General features: G+C 60.1%; 15 protein-coding genes and 1 pseudogene. 12 read left to right on the top strand and 4 right to left on the bottom strand.

Features of this window, described 5'->3' with window-relative positions:
- The first annotated feature begins 187 nt into the window (after nucleotides 1-187).
- On the top strand, nucleotides 188-1,315 hold the full coding sequence (locus N0B51_RS13800; protein WP_259963164.1) for a DUF4062 domain-containing protein: 1,128 nt from the start codon (nucleotides 188-190) through the stop codon (nucleotides 1,313-1,315).
- A gap of 117 nt (nucleotides 1,316-1,432) precedes the next feature.
- Here the strand turns inward: N0B51_RS13800 and N0B51_RS13805 are convergent, their stop codons facing one another.
- The 3 genes from N0B51_RS13805 to N0B51_RS13815 all read right to left on the bottom strand — a co-directional run bounded on the left by N0B51_RS13805 (nucleotide 1,433) and on the right by N0B51_RS13815 (nucleotide 5,163).
- Nucleotides 1,433-3,910 (bottom strand): DUF4238 domain-containing protein, encoded by a 2,478-nt coding sequence (locus tag N0B51_RS13805; RefSeq protein WP_259963165.1) that lies wholly within the window; start codon nucleotides 3,908-3,910, stop codon nucleotides 1,433-1,435.
- Nucleotides 3,911-3,998: 88 nt separating this feature from the next.
- Nucleotides 3,999-4,760, bottom strand: a complete 762-nt coding sequence (locus N0B51_RS13810) for a reverse transcriptase family protein (protein WP_259963166.1) — start codon at nucleotides 4,758-4,760, stop codon at nucleotides 3,999-4,001.
- Between the two features lie 97 nt (nucleotides 4,761-4,857).
- Nucleotides 4,858-5,163, bottom strand: a complete 306-nt coding sequence (locus tag N0B51_RS13815; protein ID WP_259963167.1) for a helix-turn-helix transcriptional regulator — start codon at nucleotides 5,161-5,163, stop codon at nucleotides 4,858-4,860.
- A 790-nt stretch (nucleotides 5,164-5,953) separates the two neighbouring features.
- Between N0B51_RS13815 and N0B51_RS13820 the strand changes: the two genes are divergently transcribed.
- The 5 genes and pseudogenes from N0B51_RS13820 to N0B51_RS13840 all read left to right on the top strand — a co-directional run bounded on the left by N0B51_RS13820 (nucleotide 5,954) and on the right by N0B51_RS13840 (nucleotide 9,499).
- Nucleotides 5,954-6,883, top strand: coding sequence for an ArdC family protein (locus N0B51_RS13820; protein ID WP_259963168.1), 930 nt, complete (start codon nucleotides 5,954-5,956; stop codon nucleotides 6,881-6,883).
- An 11-nt stretch (nucleotides 6,884-6,894) separates the two neighbouring features.
- Nucleotides 6,895-7,335, top strand: a pseudogene (locus tag N0B51_RS13825) (hypothetical protein).
- Nucleotides 7,336-7,554: 219 nt separating this feature from the next.
- Entirely contained in the window at nucleotides 7,555-8,490 is a 936-nt protein-coding gene (locus tag N0B51_RS13830) for a DUF2493 domain-containing protein (RefSeq protein WP_259963169.1), read from the top strand.
- A gap of 71 nt (nucleotides 8,491-8,561) precedes the next feature.
- A complete protein-coding gene (locus N0B51_RS13835) occupies nucleotides 8,562-8,831 on the top strand; it encodes a hypothetical protein (RefSeq protein WP_259963170.1) in 270 nt (89 codons plus the stop codon).
- Between the two features lie 269 nt (nucleotides 8,832-9,100).
- Entirely contained in the window at nucleotides 9,101-9,499 is a 399-nt protein-coding gene (locus N0B51_RS13840; RefSeq protein WP_259963171.1) for a single-stranded DNA-binding protein, read from the top strand.
- 67 nt (nucleotides 9,500-9,566) lie between these two features.
- On the opposite strand, the gene N0B51_RS13845 is transcribed toward N0B51_RS13840, so the two are convergent.
- Entirely contained in the window at nucleotides 9,567-9,833 is a 267-nt protein-coding gene (locus N0B51_RS13845) for a DUF6437 family protein (protein WP_007013426.1), read from the bottom strand.
- A gap of 346 nt (nucleotides 9,834-10,179) precedes the next feature.
- Between N0B51_RS13845 and N0B51_RS13850 the strand changes: the two genes are divergently transcribed.
- The 6 genes from N0B51_RS13850 (at nucleotide 10,180) to N0B51_RS13875 (ending at nucleotide 15,670) form a co-directional block, all read left to right on the top strand.
- Nucleotides 10,180-10,401: a hypothetical protein gene (locus tag N0B51_RS13850; protein WP_007013427.1), complete on the top strand. Its 222-nt coding sequence runs from the start codon at nucleotides 10,180-10,182 to the stop codon at nucleotides 10,399-10,401.
- 571 nt (nucleotides 10,402-10,972) lie between these two features.
- Nucleotides 10,973-12,229 carry a tyrosine-type recombinase/integrase gene (locus tag N0B51_RS13855; protein ID WP_259963173.1) on the top strand — a complete coding sequence of 419 codons (1,257 nt, stop codon included), beginning with the start codon at nucleotides 10,973-10,975 and terminating at the stop codon, nucleotides 12,227-12,229.
- Nucleotides 12,226-13,509 (top strand): site-specific integrase, encoded by a 1,284-nt coding sequence (locus N0B51_RS13860; RefSeq protein WP_259963174.1) that lies wholly within the window; start codon nucleotides 12,226-12,228, stop codon nucleotides 13,507-13,509. The genes N0B51_RS13855 and N0B51_RS13860 overlap by 4 nt, the downstream gene beginning before the upstream one ends.
- Nucleotides 13,510-13,820: 311 nt before the next feature.
- Nucleotides 13,821-14,207 carry a hypothetical protein gene (locus N0B51_RS13865; RefSeq protein ID WP_259963175.1) on the top strand — a complete coding sequence of 129 codons (387 nt, stop codon included), beginning with the start codon at nucleotides 13,821-13,823 and terminating at the stop codon, nucleotides 14,205-14,207.
- A complete protein-coding gene (locus tag N0B51_RS13870) occupies nucleotides 14,204-15,016 on the top strand; it encodes a hypothetical protein (RefSeq protein WP_259963177.1) in 813 nt (270 codons plus the stop codon). The genes N0B51_RS13865 and N0B51_RS13870 overlap by 4 nt, the downstream gene beginning before the upstream one ends.
- Nucleotides 15,017-15,052: 36 nt before the next feature.
- Nucleotides 15,053-15,670, top strand: a complete 618-nt coding sequence (locus N0B51_RS13875; RefSeq protein WP_259963178.1) for a zinc metalloprotease — start codon at nucleotides 15,053-15,055, stop codon at nucleotides 15,668-15,670.
- The last annotated feature ends 213 nt before the right edge of the window (nucleotides 15,671-15,883 follow it).

Below are 15,883 nucleotides of genomic sequence, written 5' to 3' on the forward strand. Positions count from 1 at the left end.
TTCGTATTCTCCCGGTCCCGCGTTCGACACGATACTTCTGGAACCTGACATTCTTAGCGCTGAGGCCGCCTGTTAGCAGCCGCCAACATTGCCGTCATTCTAATCCCTCACATGGCATCTTGGTAACTGTCGTTTGTTCAGGCGGTCTCTCGGTGGACAAAGCGTGATCCCACCTTAAATTTGCCCGATGCGGATTTTTATCAGCTCAATCATCACTGGCTTCGAAGCTCAGCGGACAGCTGCACGTAGGGCCGTCACCACGCTCCGGCACGAGCCAGTGATGGCAGAGGACTTTGGCGCTCAGCCAAACCCACCCCAGATCGCTTGCCTGCAAGGTTTGCGAACGAGCGATGCAGTGGTTCTGATCCTTGGCGAGCATTATGGTTTTGTGCCCCCGAACTCTACCCTATCGGCGACCCATCAGGAATACCGCGAGGCCCGCGAAACCAAGCCGGTTCTCGCTTTTGTTCAAGAGGGCATTTCTCCGGGGCCCGAACAGTCCGCTTTCATTGCCGAGGTACAGGCTTGGGAGGGAGGACTGTTCCGCGGCAGCTTTGTGAAAGCCGATGACCTTCAAGACAGCGTGACGCGCGCGCTTCATGATGTGACATTGGCTAACGCGACGGGGCCTGTCGATGAGCAGGAGATGGCAGCTCGCGCTTCGGCTATGCTTCCAGTTGAAAGTCAGAATCAGGCGGCGCCTGCTATGCTTGAATTGGTTATCGTCGGCGGACCGCAACAACGGATTCTACGCCCGGCTGAAATTGAAGATCAGACGCTCGCAGAGCGATTGGAGCAGTCGGCTCTATACGGAAAGCAGCGACTGTTTGAGCGTTCGATCGGCACTACCAGCGGTCTAGATGGCGCCGACCTCGTGATCCGCCAAGAGCGGGGTGCCAGCATTCGTCTAACTGAGCATGGGTCGGTTGTTGTTCGGATTCCTCTAGATGAGCCTCGGGCGCAAGGGCGGGGTCTGGATCACATGGGCGGCATGGTGATTATTGAAGAGTCGGTTCAGCATCGACTGGGCGTTGCCCTCGATTTTGCTGCAGAAACCATCGATCACATCGATCGCACTCAGCGCCTGACGCAATTAATCATCGCGGTACGTTTGACCGGGGTAGCCCATCGCGGTTGGCGGACAGAGACGCAGCATGCGGCAAGTCCTAATTCCGTACAAATGGGGATGGGAGGCGTTCCCGAGCGGCGCCCTGTCAGTCTCACAGTCCGGCGCGCCGCACTAAGTCTGGATCGCACCAGATTGATCGAAGACATTCTCGTGCCGTTAAGACGTCAGTTTCCATCTGCAGCTTGAGCGCGTTTCGGGCGTGGGCGCAAACCGCCAACATAGCCGACATTCGAGCCATCAAACGACTTCCCTAATAGCCGCCATTCGTTCAGCGAAGTATGGTCGCTGCTTCAGCAGCGTGCGTCATCGCCATGATTCGGCGGCGGGATGCGCGAGGACGGCGCTACCCTCGCGCACAAACGTGATTGCAGGTTCGATGAAGAAGGCCATCGGCACGCTCGATAGATGATACTCCGAGCTCGACATGAGGAGCAAGCGGTTGACCGAATTGTCCTGGATGCCGCCCGCCGGGAAGGCGCAGTGGATGCGGCCTGACGTTCCCTTCAGCTCGCGCTTAGCGAGCAGAGCTTGCACCTGTTTGTGCTCACGCAAGAAGCGGGGGGCGATGGACGCCTCCCAATTGGGCCTTGGACCGCGAGCGGCGATGCGGCTCAGATAGCCGAACACCTTGCCCATCATCTGGGGATAGGCGGCGAACGTGCCTTCGTATCCGAGCCTGGCTACATCCAGCCCATCGTTGGGAAACCAAAAGGTCGCACCCTCGATCGTATTTGCAAGCGCACCCAGATGCGCGACGACCGGCCCTAAGCGAGGGCGAAGCGCGCGCTGCAGCTCGCGCCAGCGAAACCGGCTATCGGTGACAATCGCGGCGCCGGTCGCCTGCGCGAGATACATAGCCATCTCGAAATTGGGGGCGAGCTTGAAGAATTGAAGTTGGCCACCCTCCTTGTCGCCCTCGAAGATGTCGCCGGCAAGCGCGACGAGCGGGTCCGCTTCCTTGAGGTGGGCGACGCCTTTCAGCATGTCGGTCACGCCCGCGTCATCCAGATCGGGGAAATTCTCCTTGAGCTGTGCGATCAGCCCGTCGTCCGGCCACATCAGGAAGCTGCGCTTAAAATCGCGGCGGAACAGCGCATCCACACGCGGCTCGTCCTTGCGGTCAAACTTCGCGCCGAGCGCACGCTCTTGGGCCATGTGCATCATCTGGTCGCGCAGATGGATGTCAAAATTGCAAGGATCCGGAATCAGGTTGACGAGTCCTAGGTCAACCAGCGGCATGATGTTGAGGAAGAGAACAACCGCCTTCAGAAACTCGAGATGATAACTGCGCGGGTTTTCGACAGGTTTGAACTTCTTCGCGACCGCGCCATTGTGCGTGAAGGGGTGCTCGACGATCAGTTCGCCGAAATAGAGCGGTGCGGCAAAGGCGAACTCGATGATCGTCTCGGGGTGGATCGAACCGGTGAACACCGCGCGCGGGCGCCCATCGGGCTTAGGTAGCAATTTGAGAAGATCGGTTTCGAGTGGCCAGAGCGCTTCGTAGAGATGGTAGACTTGGCCTATCTGCTGGTCGGTAAGCTCGCGGCGCACCGTCACCCAGTCCTTGCCGGAATCGAGCCCGAGAATGTTGACAATACCGCGGTGAAGACTGACGTTGCGCTCGCGGATCGAGATATCTTCCCAGCTTGGGCGAAGCGCGAGCGGAAGCGGCTTGCAACAGGTCCGATAGGGCGCCCCTGACCCGCAGCCGCACGCCTCCCCAGCCTTGGGCGGCGCTGCGCGCGCCGGCTTGATCAGGAACTCACGCGGCTTTTCGGTGCGTCCGAAGGCATCCTGATAATGAACATGACCGTCCTCAAACCGGGCATAGATCTCCCCACCGAACTCCCAGAGCTGGTCCTTGGGAAGAAGAGTGTCGCGCAGTTCGGCCCAAGGTTCGGTCACGGACGTCTCGGGATGCAGCCAATCCTCGCGACCGGCGGCAATGTAGCGGCGCGCGCGGGACTTGAGGACCTGATTGATCTGCGCAACTTGATGATTATCGAGCTTGCGGGTGCGCACGAAGGCGATCGTGCTAACCATCGAGCTACGAAAATTGCGAGCGAACGTCCGTTTCTCAAGCGGCGGCCCGTCGGGCGCCTGCGCATATTCGAGATTGGTTAGGATCAGGCAGAAGTCCCGGCTCAGTGGAAACAGCGTTTGCGACGCCTTAAGCGCGATGACGGGATCGTGCGGGTAGATACACAATGCGGCATCCGGCGGCACGGCGTGGTTATAGATGGTGACCGGAGAATCACTTACGATGAACTTGGTGCCCGCCTCCTCGGCCGACACGATCTCGCGCACGCCTTCAGTCCAGATGGTGCAGTGGAAATTGCGCAGCCCCTGCATCTCCATCATCAGCTCGTTCTGACTGAGCGCGGGATATTGGGCGCGTAACCAGTCAAGGCCCTTGGGCGTGCGCAGCCGCTGGACATCGATAAATTCGAACAGGTCTTGGAAATGGCTGTGCCACGCCGATTCGTCGGCACTGAGATAGGCTTTGACTGCCTTTGCCCCACGGTCGTCGATCGCGCCGAACAATTTGCGCTCGATCTCGTCGTTGACCAGCGTTCCAAAGAAGGTCGAGTAGAGATCGGTCTGAAAGAAGCAGCGCTTCGGCTGCGCCCGAAACCGCGATTTTCCCACGACCTCGCGACCGTCGTCGAGGGTTCGGCGGTGCGGCTTCATATCGAGATAGGCCAGCGTGCTTTCGCCGGGCTCGACAAACAGTCGCTGATACCACTGCGGTACGTAATGATTATCGCGGGTCAGGGACATCCGGTTGAACTAGCATGTGCGAGGATGGCGTGCAGCTTGCTCCTGCGGCCGGCCAATCACGCCCAATCCGGCGGATCATGCCACAGCTTTAATTCTTCGCCGCAATCTGCTGAATCTGTCCTTCAATGCCAGCGACCCTGCCCAGCAGCGCGTCGCGGTCGTTGTCGGTCGCCTTGGCCAACCGGGCCCTCGCTTCGTGCATCTTCTTGTGCTGCCGAAATGGGGCGAGCAGTTCCCCGTCCCGCACGACAACGCCGGTGATTTCGGCCGGTTGATCCACGAACGTCTTTTCCTTGTGGTAGCGCAGTCCCATGCCGTGTATCATCTTTCGCACCTCCCAGATGTCCGCCTTCGGAACACGGGTCCCTGAGATTGTGACATCGTCGATGTACACCGTGAAGGTGTAGCCGCGCTCTTTGCAAAAAGCGGCAATGCGCTCCCACAGATCGTAATAGGCGAAGTAGGCCATGATTGGGCTCAAGGGAGAGCCCGTGGGCAAATGCCCCTGGTAGCAAGCAAGGTTCGCAAGGAGCCCAGCGATATCGCGCTCACACTGCATGATGCGATGGAAGAACCAGAATACCCGTCGCTGCGGGGTGCTGGGGAAAAACTTACGAATATCGAGGCATTGGACAACGCGATTGCCGCGATGTGCGGCAGCATTCGCGACGTAACAACGCCTCTTCACGGGGCAAAACAGAAAGTCTGGGGGATTGATGCGGGTCAGCAGCTTCGCCAATCTCGCCTGCACCCGCTTCAATGCCCTGCATGGATTTTCAACGTGCCTCAGGCCGCCACCCGATTTCTTCGGTATGTCAAATTCGGTGTAGAGGGTGTCGCCAGCAGACAATGCGCGTAAGTCTGCGGTCGCAATGCCCAGGAGCGCTGCCAGTTTCGAGCGACTTCGCAATTTAAAGAGCGACGATTGGTTCAGGGAATGCGTCGGTCTATTCGGCATAGGCCCGGTCCGAGCGTGCCTCCAAGAACTGCATAAGCCCGACCATCTTGCCAGCAACGAAAGTGCGCGCACGGTCGGCCGAACCGCCACCTTCAACGCTCTCAGCGAAGAACATGATCGAAGAGACTGGTAGGCCGAAGACGTCCGAGTAGCGCTGGATCACTTCAAGCGTTGGCGTCTTATGTCCTTTCTCAATTTCGGAAAGATACGAAGTCGATATGTCGAGCCGTTCAGCGACCTGTTTCTGTTTCAGGTCGTGATAAACCCGAATGAGCCTGAGGGCTTCACCAAGCATGTTGGCTCCTTAAAAATCTGATGCGCAATGCAGGGTGGGCGGATCATCCTTTGAACAGCTTTACTAACTCAATCGTCAGACGAAGGATTTTCGCAATCCATGGCCCAACCGCCAGTATCACTTTCAGCGTCTGCGGGTTCACCAATCGGTTTGCCCACCTCAGCTTATTCTCCAACTTCAACCGCCCACGTTCCTTGTCGTCGTCCCGATGAGTCATCGACTTTCTCCTTCTTCACCAACCACCTGGAACGGTGGCGCTGCCATCTGGCTAGGAAGGTGGGGAAGGAACGTGCTTACCCTGATCGCCTGAGCGGTCCCCCGCCATCGGGGGCCGCCCGTGGCCGCCACACGGATCGCATGACACGGCCATAATGGTAGGAGGTTCACACCCCCCGCGAAGGTTGCCCTTCAGTGAATGATGGCAGTCCCCTTTCTGACTAACGACACAGCTTGTCTGTCACAGCGGCACCGGCTCGTCCAGAACTTTCTTCGCTGTCAGCGAAGTTTATCCACAGTGTTTTGCGCGAACCGGGGGAGGCGAAGCTGTTCCGTCTTATCGTCTGTTCGAGCGGCAGCTTACAGCCTTGCCGGCTTCCAAAGGCGACTTTCGGGTTCGTCCGACATCGCGGACAGATCGAGGCGACTGATCCGATGTTCGCTTTCGTGCGATCGTCGGCCCTCTTAGATGACTGGCGTGAAGGCGCACAGCCGTGCGCATTAATCGAGAGGGGAGACAGCTTTGCTTTTCCTGAACCGGGACTTGTCCGTCCCGGTCATCAGGAGACCTCCCATGACCAGATCCCGCCGCACTGCTTCAGCTTCGCCAGCTCAGCGCATCACCGCCGTCATTATCGAAAAGCTCGAGCAAGGCACAAAACCCTGGGTCAAGCCGTGGCGCGGTGTGCCGGTCTCACGGCCTTTGCGCTCTTGCGGGACGCCCTATCGCGGGATGAACACCTTCTGGCTGTGGATGGTGGCCGATGGCTGCGGCTACGCCTCGCCTTACTGGATGACCTACCGTCAGTGTCAGGCACTCGGCGGACAGGTCCGCAAAGGCGAGAAATCAACCATCGCGATTTTCTACAAGAGCTACACTAAGGAGGTCGAAAACGCCGAAGGCGAAGCGGACACCGAGAACCGGCGCGTGCTCAAAGCCTATGCCGTGTTTAACGCCGACCAGTGCGATGGTCTCCCCGAGTTCTATCACCCCAAACCACTCGCTGCAGCGCTGGAGCCCGAAGGACGCGAAGACCGGCTCGATGCCTTCTTTGCTCATATCGGCGCAGACCTGCGTCACCATGGCGCTCAGGCCTATTACGAACCGCTGCGTGATCGCGTCACCATGCCGCCAACCGAACTGTTCGAAGCTTACGACCACTACTATGCGACGCTCGCGCACGAGCTGTCGCACTGGACGGGGCATTCCTCGCGGCTCGACCGCGATCTCAAGAACCGCTTCGGCAGCGAGGCCTATGCTGCCGAAGAACTGATCGCCGAACTGTCCTCGGCTATTCTCGGCGCTGAACTGGGTCTTCCGGTCACCCACCTCGACCATCACGCCAGCTACATCGCGTCCTGGCTCAACATCCTCAAATCGGACGAGCGTGCGATCCTGACGGCTGCAGCAAAGGCCGAGGAAGCGGCCAGCCTGTTGCTCGAACTGGGTGGCCAGCAATCTAGCGAAGGCGAGACCGACATCGATCTCGATGATGCAGCCTGAGGAGCAGCGAGATGGGACGTTCCGTCAGCTATCCGACCGGCTCCGTAGTAGCCTTTCGCCTGCTCGATGACGGCGAAGAGGACGACACCGACTGGGCTTATGAGTGCCTCGTCGAAGAGGTCATCGATACTGCGAAGGCGACCTTCCCTTCGTTCGAGCGCTTCGATGGATGGCGCGGCCGCGAGGATCGCATCCTCCTGCGGAACGCCTTCGCCGATTGCGGTATATCGACCTATTGCGGGCTCGCCGCGATCTGACTCGCCGAACGCGATGACGCCCGGTACTGGGAAGCCGATTACTGCACACCGAGAACGGCGAGGGCGCAGCACTGGCTTGCCCAGGTGTCGGGTAGGTTCATCGACCTGTTTGGTGAGATGCGCCTGGTCGGGCGATTCTCGAATGGCGAAGCGATCTTCGAGCGCTCCCAGTCCGCTTGTGCCACCGGGTCCTAATCCAGCCTCATCCTTGTCCGCCGGGAGAGGCCCTTGGGCCGGTCGGGGCGCGCCGCAACCTGCGGCCCGTCGGCCCGTGTTGCCCGCGCCAGCCTAGGGCCGCAGGTTTCCCGCTGCGCGGTGCGTCACGCCCCTTTTACCGGCCCTGATCGGGCTCCGGCGGACAGGGCCGAGGCAATGGTGCCTCCTTTCCTTGTCCCCGCGATCAGGAGACACCCCATGTACGACAGCTTCATCGATCAGTTGAGCGGCCTCGACCTTTCAGGCCTCAGCATTAGGCCAGCTCCATTCAATGCAACCGACTTTCCCTGCGAGGATGCGATCGAGCAGACCCTCGCTGCAGTCTGGTCCGATCTTTTCGCGATGTTTTCCGACACGGCCCTGGAAGCAGATGCCGAGGACATTGCCTGGGGCGTAGTCAATCTCTTTCACCGTGCGGCCAGCCGGAAGTCCGCTCAGCTTGACCGAGCCACCGACGAGATCCGGGTCCTCCTCGCATCAGCCGACGGGTCCGAAGTGCATTCGAGCAATCTGGAAGAGCAGGTCGAACGCGCACAGGCTGCCGAAGCCAGCATGCTGGCCTTCGAGCAGATGCGCGAGGCTGCGGCTGCACTGTACCGCGACGAGACCGGGTCCTCGTGGAAGCCTGTTTCGGGCTCGCGCACGAGCCATTACCGGGGTCTCACATCGGCCGTAATAGATGCCCGCGATTTCCTTCGCGCACGCGCCGAGAACCGGCGCCATGCCCTGATCCCGGAAGGCACTCCGGTCGTTTTCGCCGGTGGTCGCCAGAGCTTCGAGAGCGCCGAGGATGCGCGCGTCTACGCCGACAATATCTGGGCGACGCTCGACAAGGTTCGCAATGTGGTTCCCGATCTCTTTCTGGTCCATGGCGGCGACGGCAAGGGTGCCGATCGCCTGGCCGCCAGCTGGGCCGAACGCCGCGAAGTGCAGCAGCTGACCTATTCGCTCGATCGTCGGCTTGGTGCCCGCGCCGGGTTCAAGCGCAACGAGCAGATGCTCTCGCTCAATCCGCGTTACGTCGTCGCCTTTCCGGGCAATGGCGTGACCGAACGACTGGTGATCGATGCCAAGATACGCCGGATCACCGTGGTCGATCGTCGCGGCCCCTTGGGCACCTCTCCCGGGTCCTGAGGGGGGCCTACGTCATCCGTATCTGAATCGCCTGGATGTGCATTCGGCGCCGACCCGACTATGGACCGGTCATGCAACTTGACGATCTGCTGCAGCGCTACTTTGCCACCACCGACCTCTCCGGGGTTGCCCCCGACACCTTTGCAGCCGGCATTGAACATTGCCGGGTCGATCTTGGCCTTGAGAAGGACCGGGGCAAGCGCTTTGCATTATGGTCGTTCCTGCACATGTTCGGGTCTGCCCCCGATCTCGACGTGGCGTTCGAAAGCGAGGAAGACCGGGAAGCAGCTCGCAACTTCATGGATCTCCTGGCGGCATCGGAAGGCGATGGGGCAGGCTGATTGCAGTAGGGTCTTGGCACCTTCAGGCCCGCACCCGATACCCATCCGGCTTTCTTCGCGAACAGTCCTGAATCAGGTCAGCTGAGGACAGCAACCCGTTCCTTTCCGGCCGTGTGGTCGCGCTTCGCGCGCCTGCCCGCACCACCCGTCATGAACAGGTTCCCCTTCGGCCCTTTTGGCCTGCGGTGCAGTCCTCCCATGCCCTGCTTCTTCTGGATGTTCGCAAGCCGGAGATGGTCTCCGGTTTGAGGAACTGAAGGACTCACATCATGACCAATATCGCAATCCTCACCGGCCGCATCGCTCGCGATCCTGACACCCGCGAGACCAAGGGCGGCACCAATGTCACCGGGATCACCGTCGTCACCGATCGCCCCGCACGCGACAAGGACGGCAAGACTTACAAGGACGAGAACGGCTACACCGCCAAGGAAAGCGAGTTCCACCGCGTGACCTGCTTCAATGGCCTCGCCAAGACCGTCGGCCAGTACTGCTCCAAGGGCCAGTTGGTCAGCGTGCAGGGCCGCATCCACTACACCCAGTGGGAGGACAAGGACGGTGTCACGCGCTACGGCACCGAGATCCTCGCGGACAAGGTCGATTTTCTCTCCCGCGGCAACGGGTCGAGCGACGACAACGACAACACCGACGCTCCCGATATCGACTGACATCGATCCCGATCGTCCCCCTTACGAAGAGGCTCTGCCGCAAGCGGCAGGGCCTCTTCTTCTGTGGTTACTGGGTTCCCGGCGCTGCATTCGAGGCACGGGTTGCACCGCGCCCAGTCAGTTTCTCGATCGCGGCATCCTCGCCGAGTTTCCCGAGTTCTTCAGCAACCTTCCTCAGGCCCTTCCTTGAGAAGCTTTCGAGGCCGCTTCCCAGGATGATTTCTCCGAGTTCTCTGGCCGCTTGTACTTCGAGCTCGCGCTGTTTGGCGTCGAGCGCCTCGCGGTCTGCTTCGAGCTTTTGCAGGGCTGCAATAGCGCTCCTGTTTCGGGGCATGTTACTTGTCCTTTTGTCCCCCTCGGGTCTGCTCCCTGGTTGTCTCCATGCCTGCGTCATCGGGGTGTAGGAAATGCAATTCGCACGCAGCAGGCGTTCGATATTGGGGCGGAGGTAGTGGGTTCTTGCTCACGGTTCTCCCAGCATGATGGCCTTGCGCCTCCCGCCTCAAGGACGGCGGGGCCCCACCATTTTGCCCGCCACCGGATTGCATCCGGCAGCGAACAAAATCGTTACCCCCACCGCCGCTATCGCGGTCGCCCAGCCGGGCGATCCCTGACCCGGGATGCACAAGACCATCGCGCGCACCTCCTGTCGTCTCACGACAGAAATCAGGAGGATTATCATGGCTTATTCGATGCATTGCGCCCTTCCGTCCCGGAGCTATTTCGATGCTCTGGAAACAGCCGAGAAGAGAGCGCTGCACAGCTTCTTCGATCAGCACGTTATCGAGGATGACGAACTCGGGTACTTTGCCCTCGACGAGGGTGACTACAACATATTGCCAGTGCATCTCGCAGCGCGGGTGGTCCACACGGTCCACGGCGGCATGCTCGACGAGTTTTGAGACTACCGACAGGGCGGGAACCGGGAACGGTTCCTGCCGTTTTCTCTTGTTCGCCGGGTAGTCCAATCAAGCACAAAAACCCGGTTCGGTCGGTTGCTCTGACGGCCGCCCACCGCACTGCGGCGGCACCCGATAAGTGGAGCGGGGCTGTGGACGCACTCTGTCCCGCGCATCTTGCGATGCGCTCCTGAGGGTGCGGCGTATTTTGTTCTTGGGCCCCGCGCGCACTTGCGAACCGGCACCGGGTCGGGCGGCGGGAAGCTTGGGCACGCGACAGGTCCCGCTTGCCTTGCTTCCCACGCGCCCTTGGCCGCTGCCTCTTTCGCAGGTGCTGTCTTCGGCTGGAGGCGTCCAACTGCTTTCTATCTGCATGCTGTGAGCTGCCAGGCTTGGTTGCTCGCGCTCCAACATGGAGATCGGGAAAAGTCGTCCTTGATCAATCCCTCTCATTGCCTGGACCACCTCGCGCACTTGGGAACAAAGGAGCACACCCTACGCCGCCATGCGGCAGAAAGAGATTGTTAAGCAATAGGTTACGCGAAGTTGTTCCTTTACAACGAGGAGCAAGTCAATGCAAGCAAATGGCTATCTGCTACCAGCGGGAGAAGCTTCGAATCATTCCCCTGTCCCATCCGGTGAAGGGCGCGGGAGTGGTGAAAAGGCAAAGCCGTCCAATCGGGTGCGGCTCAACGGCAATATCGTCCGGCGCAAACCCGGCAAGCGCATCAGGGAGTATTGGGATGTTGACCTGCCGGGATTTGGCTTGCGGGTAAATCCCGGCGGCAGGCGGACATGGTTCGTGCTGTTCCGCCAGCGCGGCAAGCTGCGGCGCGTGTCGCTCGGCACTTCTCGCGACATCTCGCCCGCCACAGCTCGCCGCCTCGCGCGGGCGAAACTGGCGGAGGTAGCGCTGGACGGTCTGCCAACGCGCAAGAAGGCCCGCGCCGCGCAAAGGAGTGATGCGCCGTTTCTGCGTGATTACGCCGAGCGCTTCTGGGCCGACTACGCGCGCCACTGGAAGCCTTCGACCCGCAAACGCAACGAGAGCGCCATCTTCAAGGAAATCCTCGGTGCGTTTGGCAATCGGCGGATCGATGAACTGGCGAAGGGCGACATCCTGTTCTGGCGCGACAGCTTCATTGAGCGACCCGGGGTTTTCAACCGCACCTTGCCGGTGTTCTCGGTGATGATGGGCTATGCCGAGCGCCTTGGTCTGCGTCCGCGCGGCTCTAACCCCTGCAAGGGCACGCCCCGTTACAAACGCAAGCCGATGGAGCGGTTTCTGTCTCCATACGAATATTCGCGGCTTGCCACGGCTTTGCGGGACTATGAGGCAGAGCAGCCGCTCTATGTCGCGGCGATCCGCCTCCTGATCTTCACCGGAGCGCGTTGCGGGGAGATCGAGCAACTGCGCTGGGAATGGGTGCAGGAACCGCGCCTGATGCTGCCCGACAGCAAGACCGGCGCGAAGATCGTCTATCTCAACCAACAGGCTACCGATGTAATTGCATCGCTCCCAGACCGGAAATCAACCGGCCTGCTATTCCCCTCCTTCCGCAATCCCGACAAGCCGATCACGCTCGGCATCCATTGGTCGAAAATCCGCAATCGCGCGGCCTTGCCGGACGTGCGCCTGCATGACCTCCGCCACAGTTTCGCCTCGGTCGCAATCCGCGACAACATCTCACTAATGGTGATCGGCAAGATGCTGGGCCACGCGCTGGCAGAAACGACGACCAGATATGCTCACCTGTCCGACGAGATCGTCGCCGATGCAGCGGAACGCGTGTCCGGTTCGATCGCGCGCCTTATCGGAGTCGGGCAATGAACGCGCTGACCCTGCGGGGCATCGTCGCTGAGGAGCTTGGCAGTCTCAGGCTCCATGTTATCGGCAAGTGTGGTGGCCTGGGTGAACTGCGCAAGACCTGCTGGACGCGAGAACTGCCGGGCTTTGGCATCCGTCATTATGTCAGCGGTCGCAAGGTTTATATCGTGCAGGCACGCATGGAAGGGCGCACCCGCACGGTGACGATTGGCAACGCCAAAGTGCTGAGCCGTGCGCAAGCAATGGATGTGGCACGCCGCGTGCTGCTGCGCGCCCAGACCGGCGAGAACCCGGCGGAGGAGCGCAAGCGGCTGCGCAAGGTTCCATCCTACCGGGACTTCCTCAAGACCTACTGGGACCGCGTGTCGCCGAAATGGAAGCCGTCCACGCTCTACACTCACCACTATTACAAACGGAAATACCTCGACCGGGCATTTGAAGGCCTATTCCTTGATGAGATCGAGGAACGCCATGTGCAGGAATGGTTCAACCGGATCACCAACACCGGCGGACCTGGCGCCGCCAACCGTTGCGGTGAAATCCTGCGCGCCATGTTCAACAAGGCGGAAGCATGGGGCGTGCGGCCCGAAGGATCGAACCCCTGCCTCTACATCCGCAAGAACAAGGGGCGGAAGTGCGAGCGCTTCCTGTCCGATCAGGAGTTCAGGCGGATTGGCGAAGTGCTCGACAGGCATCGCAAAACTTTTCCGTTGCATTGCGCGGCGATCAGCTTGCTGATCCTGACCGGCTGCCGCAAGTCGGAGATCACCGGCCTCAAATGGAGCGAAGTGCGAGGTAGGCGCTTGCTGCTGACCGACAGCAAGACTGGCCCGCGCACGGTCTGGCTGGCCGAAGCCGCCGCGACGATCCTCCACGCCCTGCCGCGCCGGGAGAAGCAGCGCTATGTGTTCTGGAACCCGGCCACCCAACGCACGATCACGGACATCGGCAATTTATGGAGCAAGCTGCGTGATGAGGCGGGCCTACCCGGCGTCCGCATCCACGATCTGCGGCACAGCTTTGCCAGCCACGCCGCCGCCCATTCGGAAACGCTTCCGATGATCGGTAAGCTGCTCGGCCACACCGATGTGCGCACGACCACCCGCTATGCCCATCTAGAGGATGGTCATGTCATCGAGGCAGCCCAGCGCATCGGCGACCTGATCGAGCTCTTCATGGCGGAAAATATCTGTTCTAGAAGATCGAGTGGGGTGCCAGCACCGCCTCTAGCCTACAGCTCTCGAAAGTGCGTGAATCCCGCTCCAGGAATGCAACAAATCTAGGTGAACTGATTTCGATTGTGAAAGCACTTCCAGGCCTTGAGGCAGATTTGTAGGCTGCTTCCCGGATTTCGGAACCCAATCGGCGGTTGTGGTGTTTCCGCAGCATGGACAATCGTGTTTATTTTGCTTCGAGCACTTTGCTTTTGGCTGCATGTGCGGCTGCGCCGATGCAATCGGAAGCTTCTGCTCCGAACCCGCCCTTGCCGGCATCTGCCCCATCTCCAAGCGTCTCAACGCGCTCTGTGGTAGCAGAACATCAAACGGAATTGAGCGCTCTAGTTCGTCAGGCGGACGTCGTTGCCACGGGAGTCGTGACCTCCGTCGATAACCGGTCGCCGGGGCCCGACGGAAATCGGACGACCGTCGATATCCGCACCGAACGCACTTACAAGGGCAGTGCCGGCAATGTCCGTTTACGATTTGGCGAAGGGTACAACAACGACGGGTCCGTCGCCGATATCACAGGGGTGGTCAACGTGCTTCAGGGCAAAAGCGATGCATCCTTCCGACCGGGCGACCGCCTTTTGATCTTTGCGTCCCGCGCGGCATACGCCGAAGGATCGGTCGCGCGAGGCGGCGCTCCGCTCTCTGGCCACACACAGGCCCTCGCACTGTTCAAGATCATCAACGGCCAGGCAAGTGCGATCGGGAATGCGAGTTTCAATTTCCCGATAACCGAACTGGAGAATTCGCTATGACTAAAGTGATGAAAGCGTCCGCGGTTGCGGCTGTGCTTTGCAGCTTAGCTGCGCCCAGCATTGTCGCGTCGCAAGAGGACGGTGGCGCTCAGGAAAGAGACTTCGTCGGGCCATACCTTCAGCAGAAGCAGAGCGAACTGGCCGCACAAGACGGGCTGTTGAATGCTTCGGGCAAGGCAAACATCGCAAAGGGAATTTATTCGGTCCTTATTGCTCGCGATCCGCTGGCAAACAAGGACATCGAGGGCGGTGCACGTAAGGATGAGGTTCGATCTGCGCTACTGCGTACGCTTGCAAACTACTTGGCCAGCGTCGGCAAAACGCCAGCTGATCTAAACCAAGCACTTCGCTCGGGCATCTCACCCGTCGAGGCAGCGGCCAACGTCCTCTTTTATCGCCCGGACACTCAACAGGAATTCTGGGCGTCGGAGGTTGTGGTCGTCGGACGCCTGAAATCTGTATCGCCCATCCAAGGCGTGAAAGGCATAGGTTCGGCCGCCAATTTCGAAGTCGTGGAGAGCCTCAAGGGCGGATACTCAGCTGGAGACACGATTCAGCTAATGCAGGCAAGCGGAACCGATGTCGCAATCGCCGGAGAACTCACCGAGGGGTCGGCCGGTGATTACCTGCTGTTGGTCTCACCAACGAGATATGCCGCATTCACTGGCACGCGCCCCTCGCCAAAGGCGACACGCGTCCTTGCACAATTTTCGCCCTACCGCATCACCGACGGCACGTTAGTTGCCACCGGATATAGCGCCGCATCGAATGGCAAGTCGCTGGCTGACTACCGGGAGCAGATAAACTGACCGGCATCAGACCGACTGAATAAGGAGCACACTCTTATGAAACCCCACATTGTTCTGTTTGCGTCTGGCGCAATGGTCGCCATCGGCTTGCCCTCGGTCGCGTCGGCCGATGTCATGCCCTACAAGATGTCGACAAACACGAACGGCTTCGAAATTCTTTTGGCGATGCCAGAAGCGGGAGATGCGCCCACGCTACGAGCGGCTCAGACGTGGACCGACGTGGGCTCGAAGCTTGTGTTCTCTTATACTGGTCTGGGGCGAACCGAGGATACCGCTCAGAACCCCTCCCTTGACCGCACGGGAGTCCAGATCCAACCCAAGGTGACCAGTTTCTATGCCGGTAGTCCGGACTGGGCGGGTTTGACTTATCGAACAGCTTCCAGCGCAACCACGACATCCGATGCGGACATCGTCATAAACGCCGACAAGATCGCCGCAGGTTCCTTTTACTACGGCACAGGAACCCCTCCGAGCAACCAAAATGACTATGAGAGCGTCGTCGTGCATGAGTTTGGCCACGTGGCCGGTTTCGATCACGACGACAATCTCACACCATACTGCGTCATGGTGTCAAAGCTTTATGGAAACTGGGTCGCCCGGACCCCATGCACGTCCGAGAGGGCCACGCTTCGGTCGAAGTATGGAGTTCGCTGAATGGGTCCGTTTGGCTCCCAAACTGCCCCTGAAATCGCGGGATGGGCGATGGGAGGACCGGCAGGAGAATGCCTCAACGTGACGGCCCCCAAGCCGCGATTGCGGTACGCGAGTCTCTTGCCGCTAGCGCCGCTCTCTTGATGATCCAACTGCCGTACCTTCGTCCCGTAAGGGCCGCCAGGAGCCAAACCGTCCGACAGGGCGACTGAGCCG

This window comes from Tsuneonella litorea (assembly GCF_025154015.1).
Classification (GTDB): Bacteria; Pseudomonadota; Alphaproteobacteria; order Sphingomonadales; family Sphingomonadaceae; genus Tsuneonella; species Tsuneonella litorea.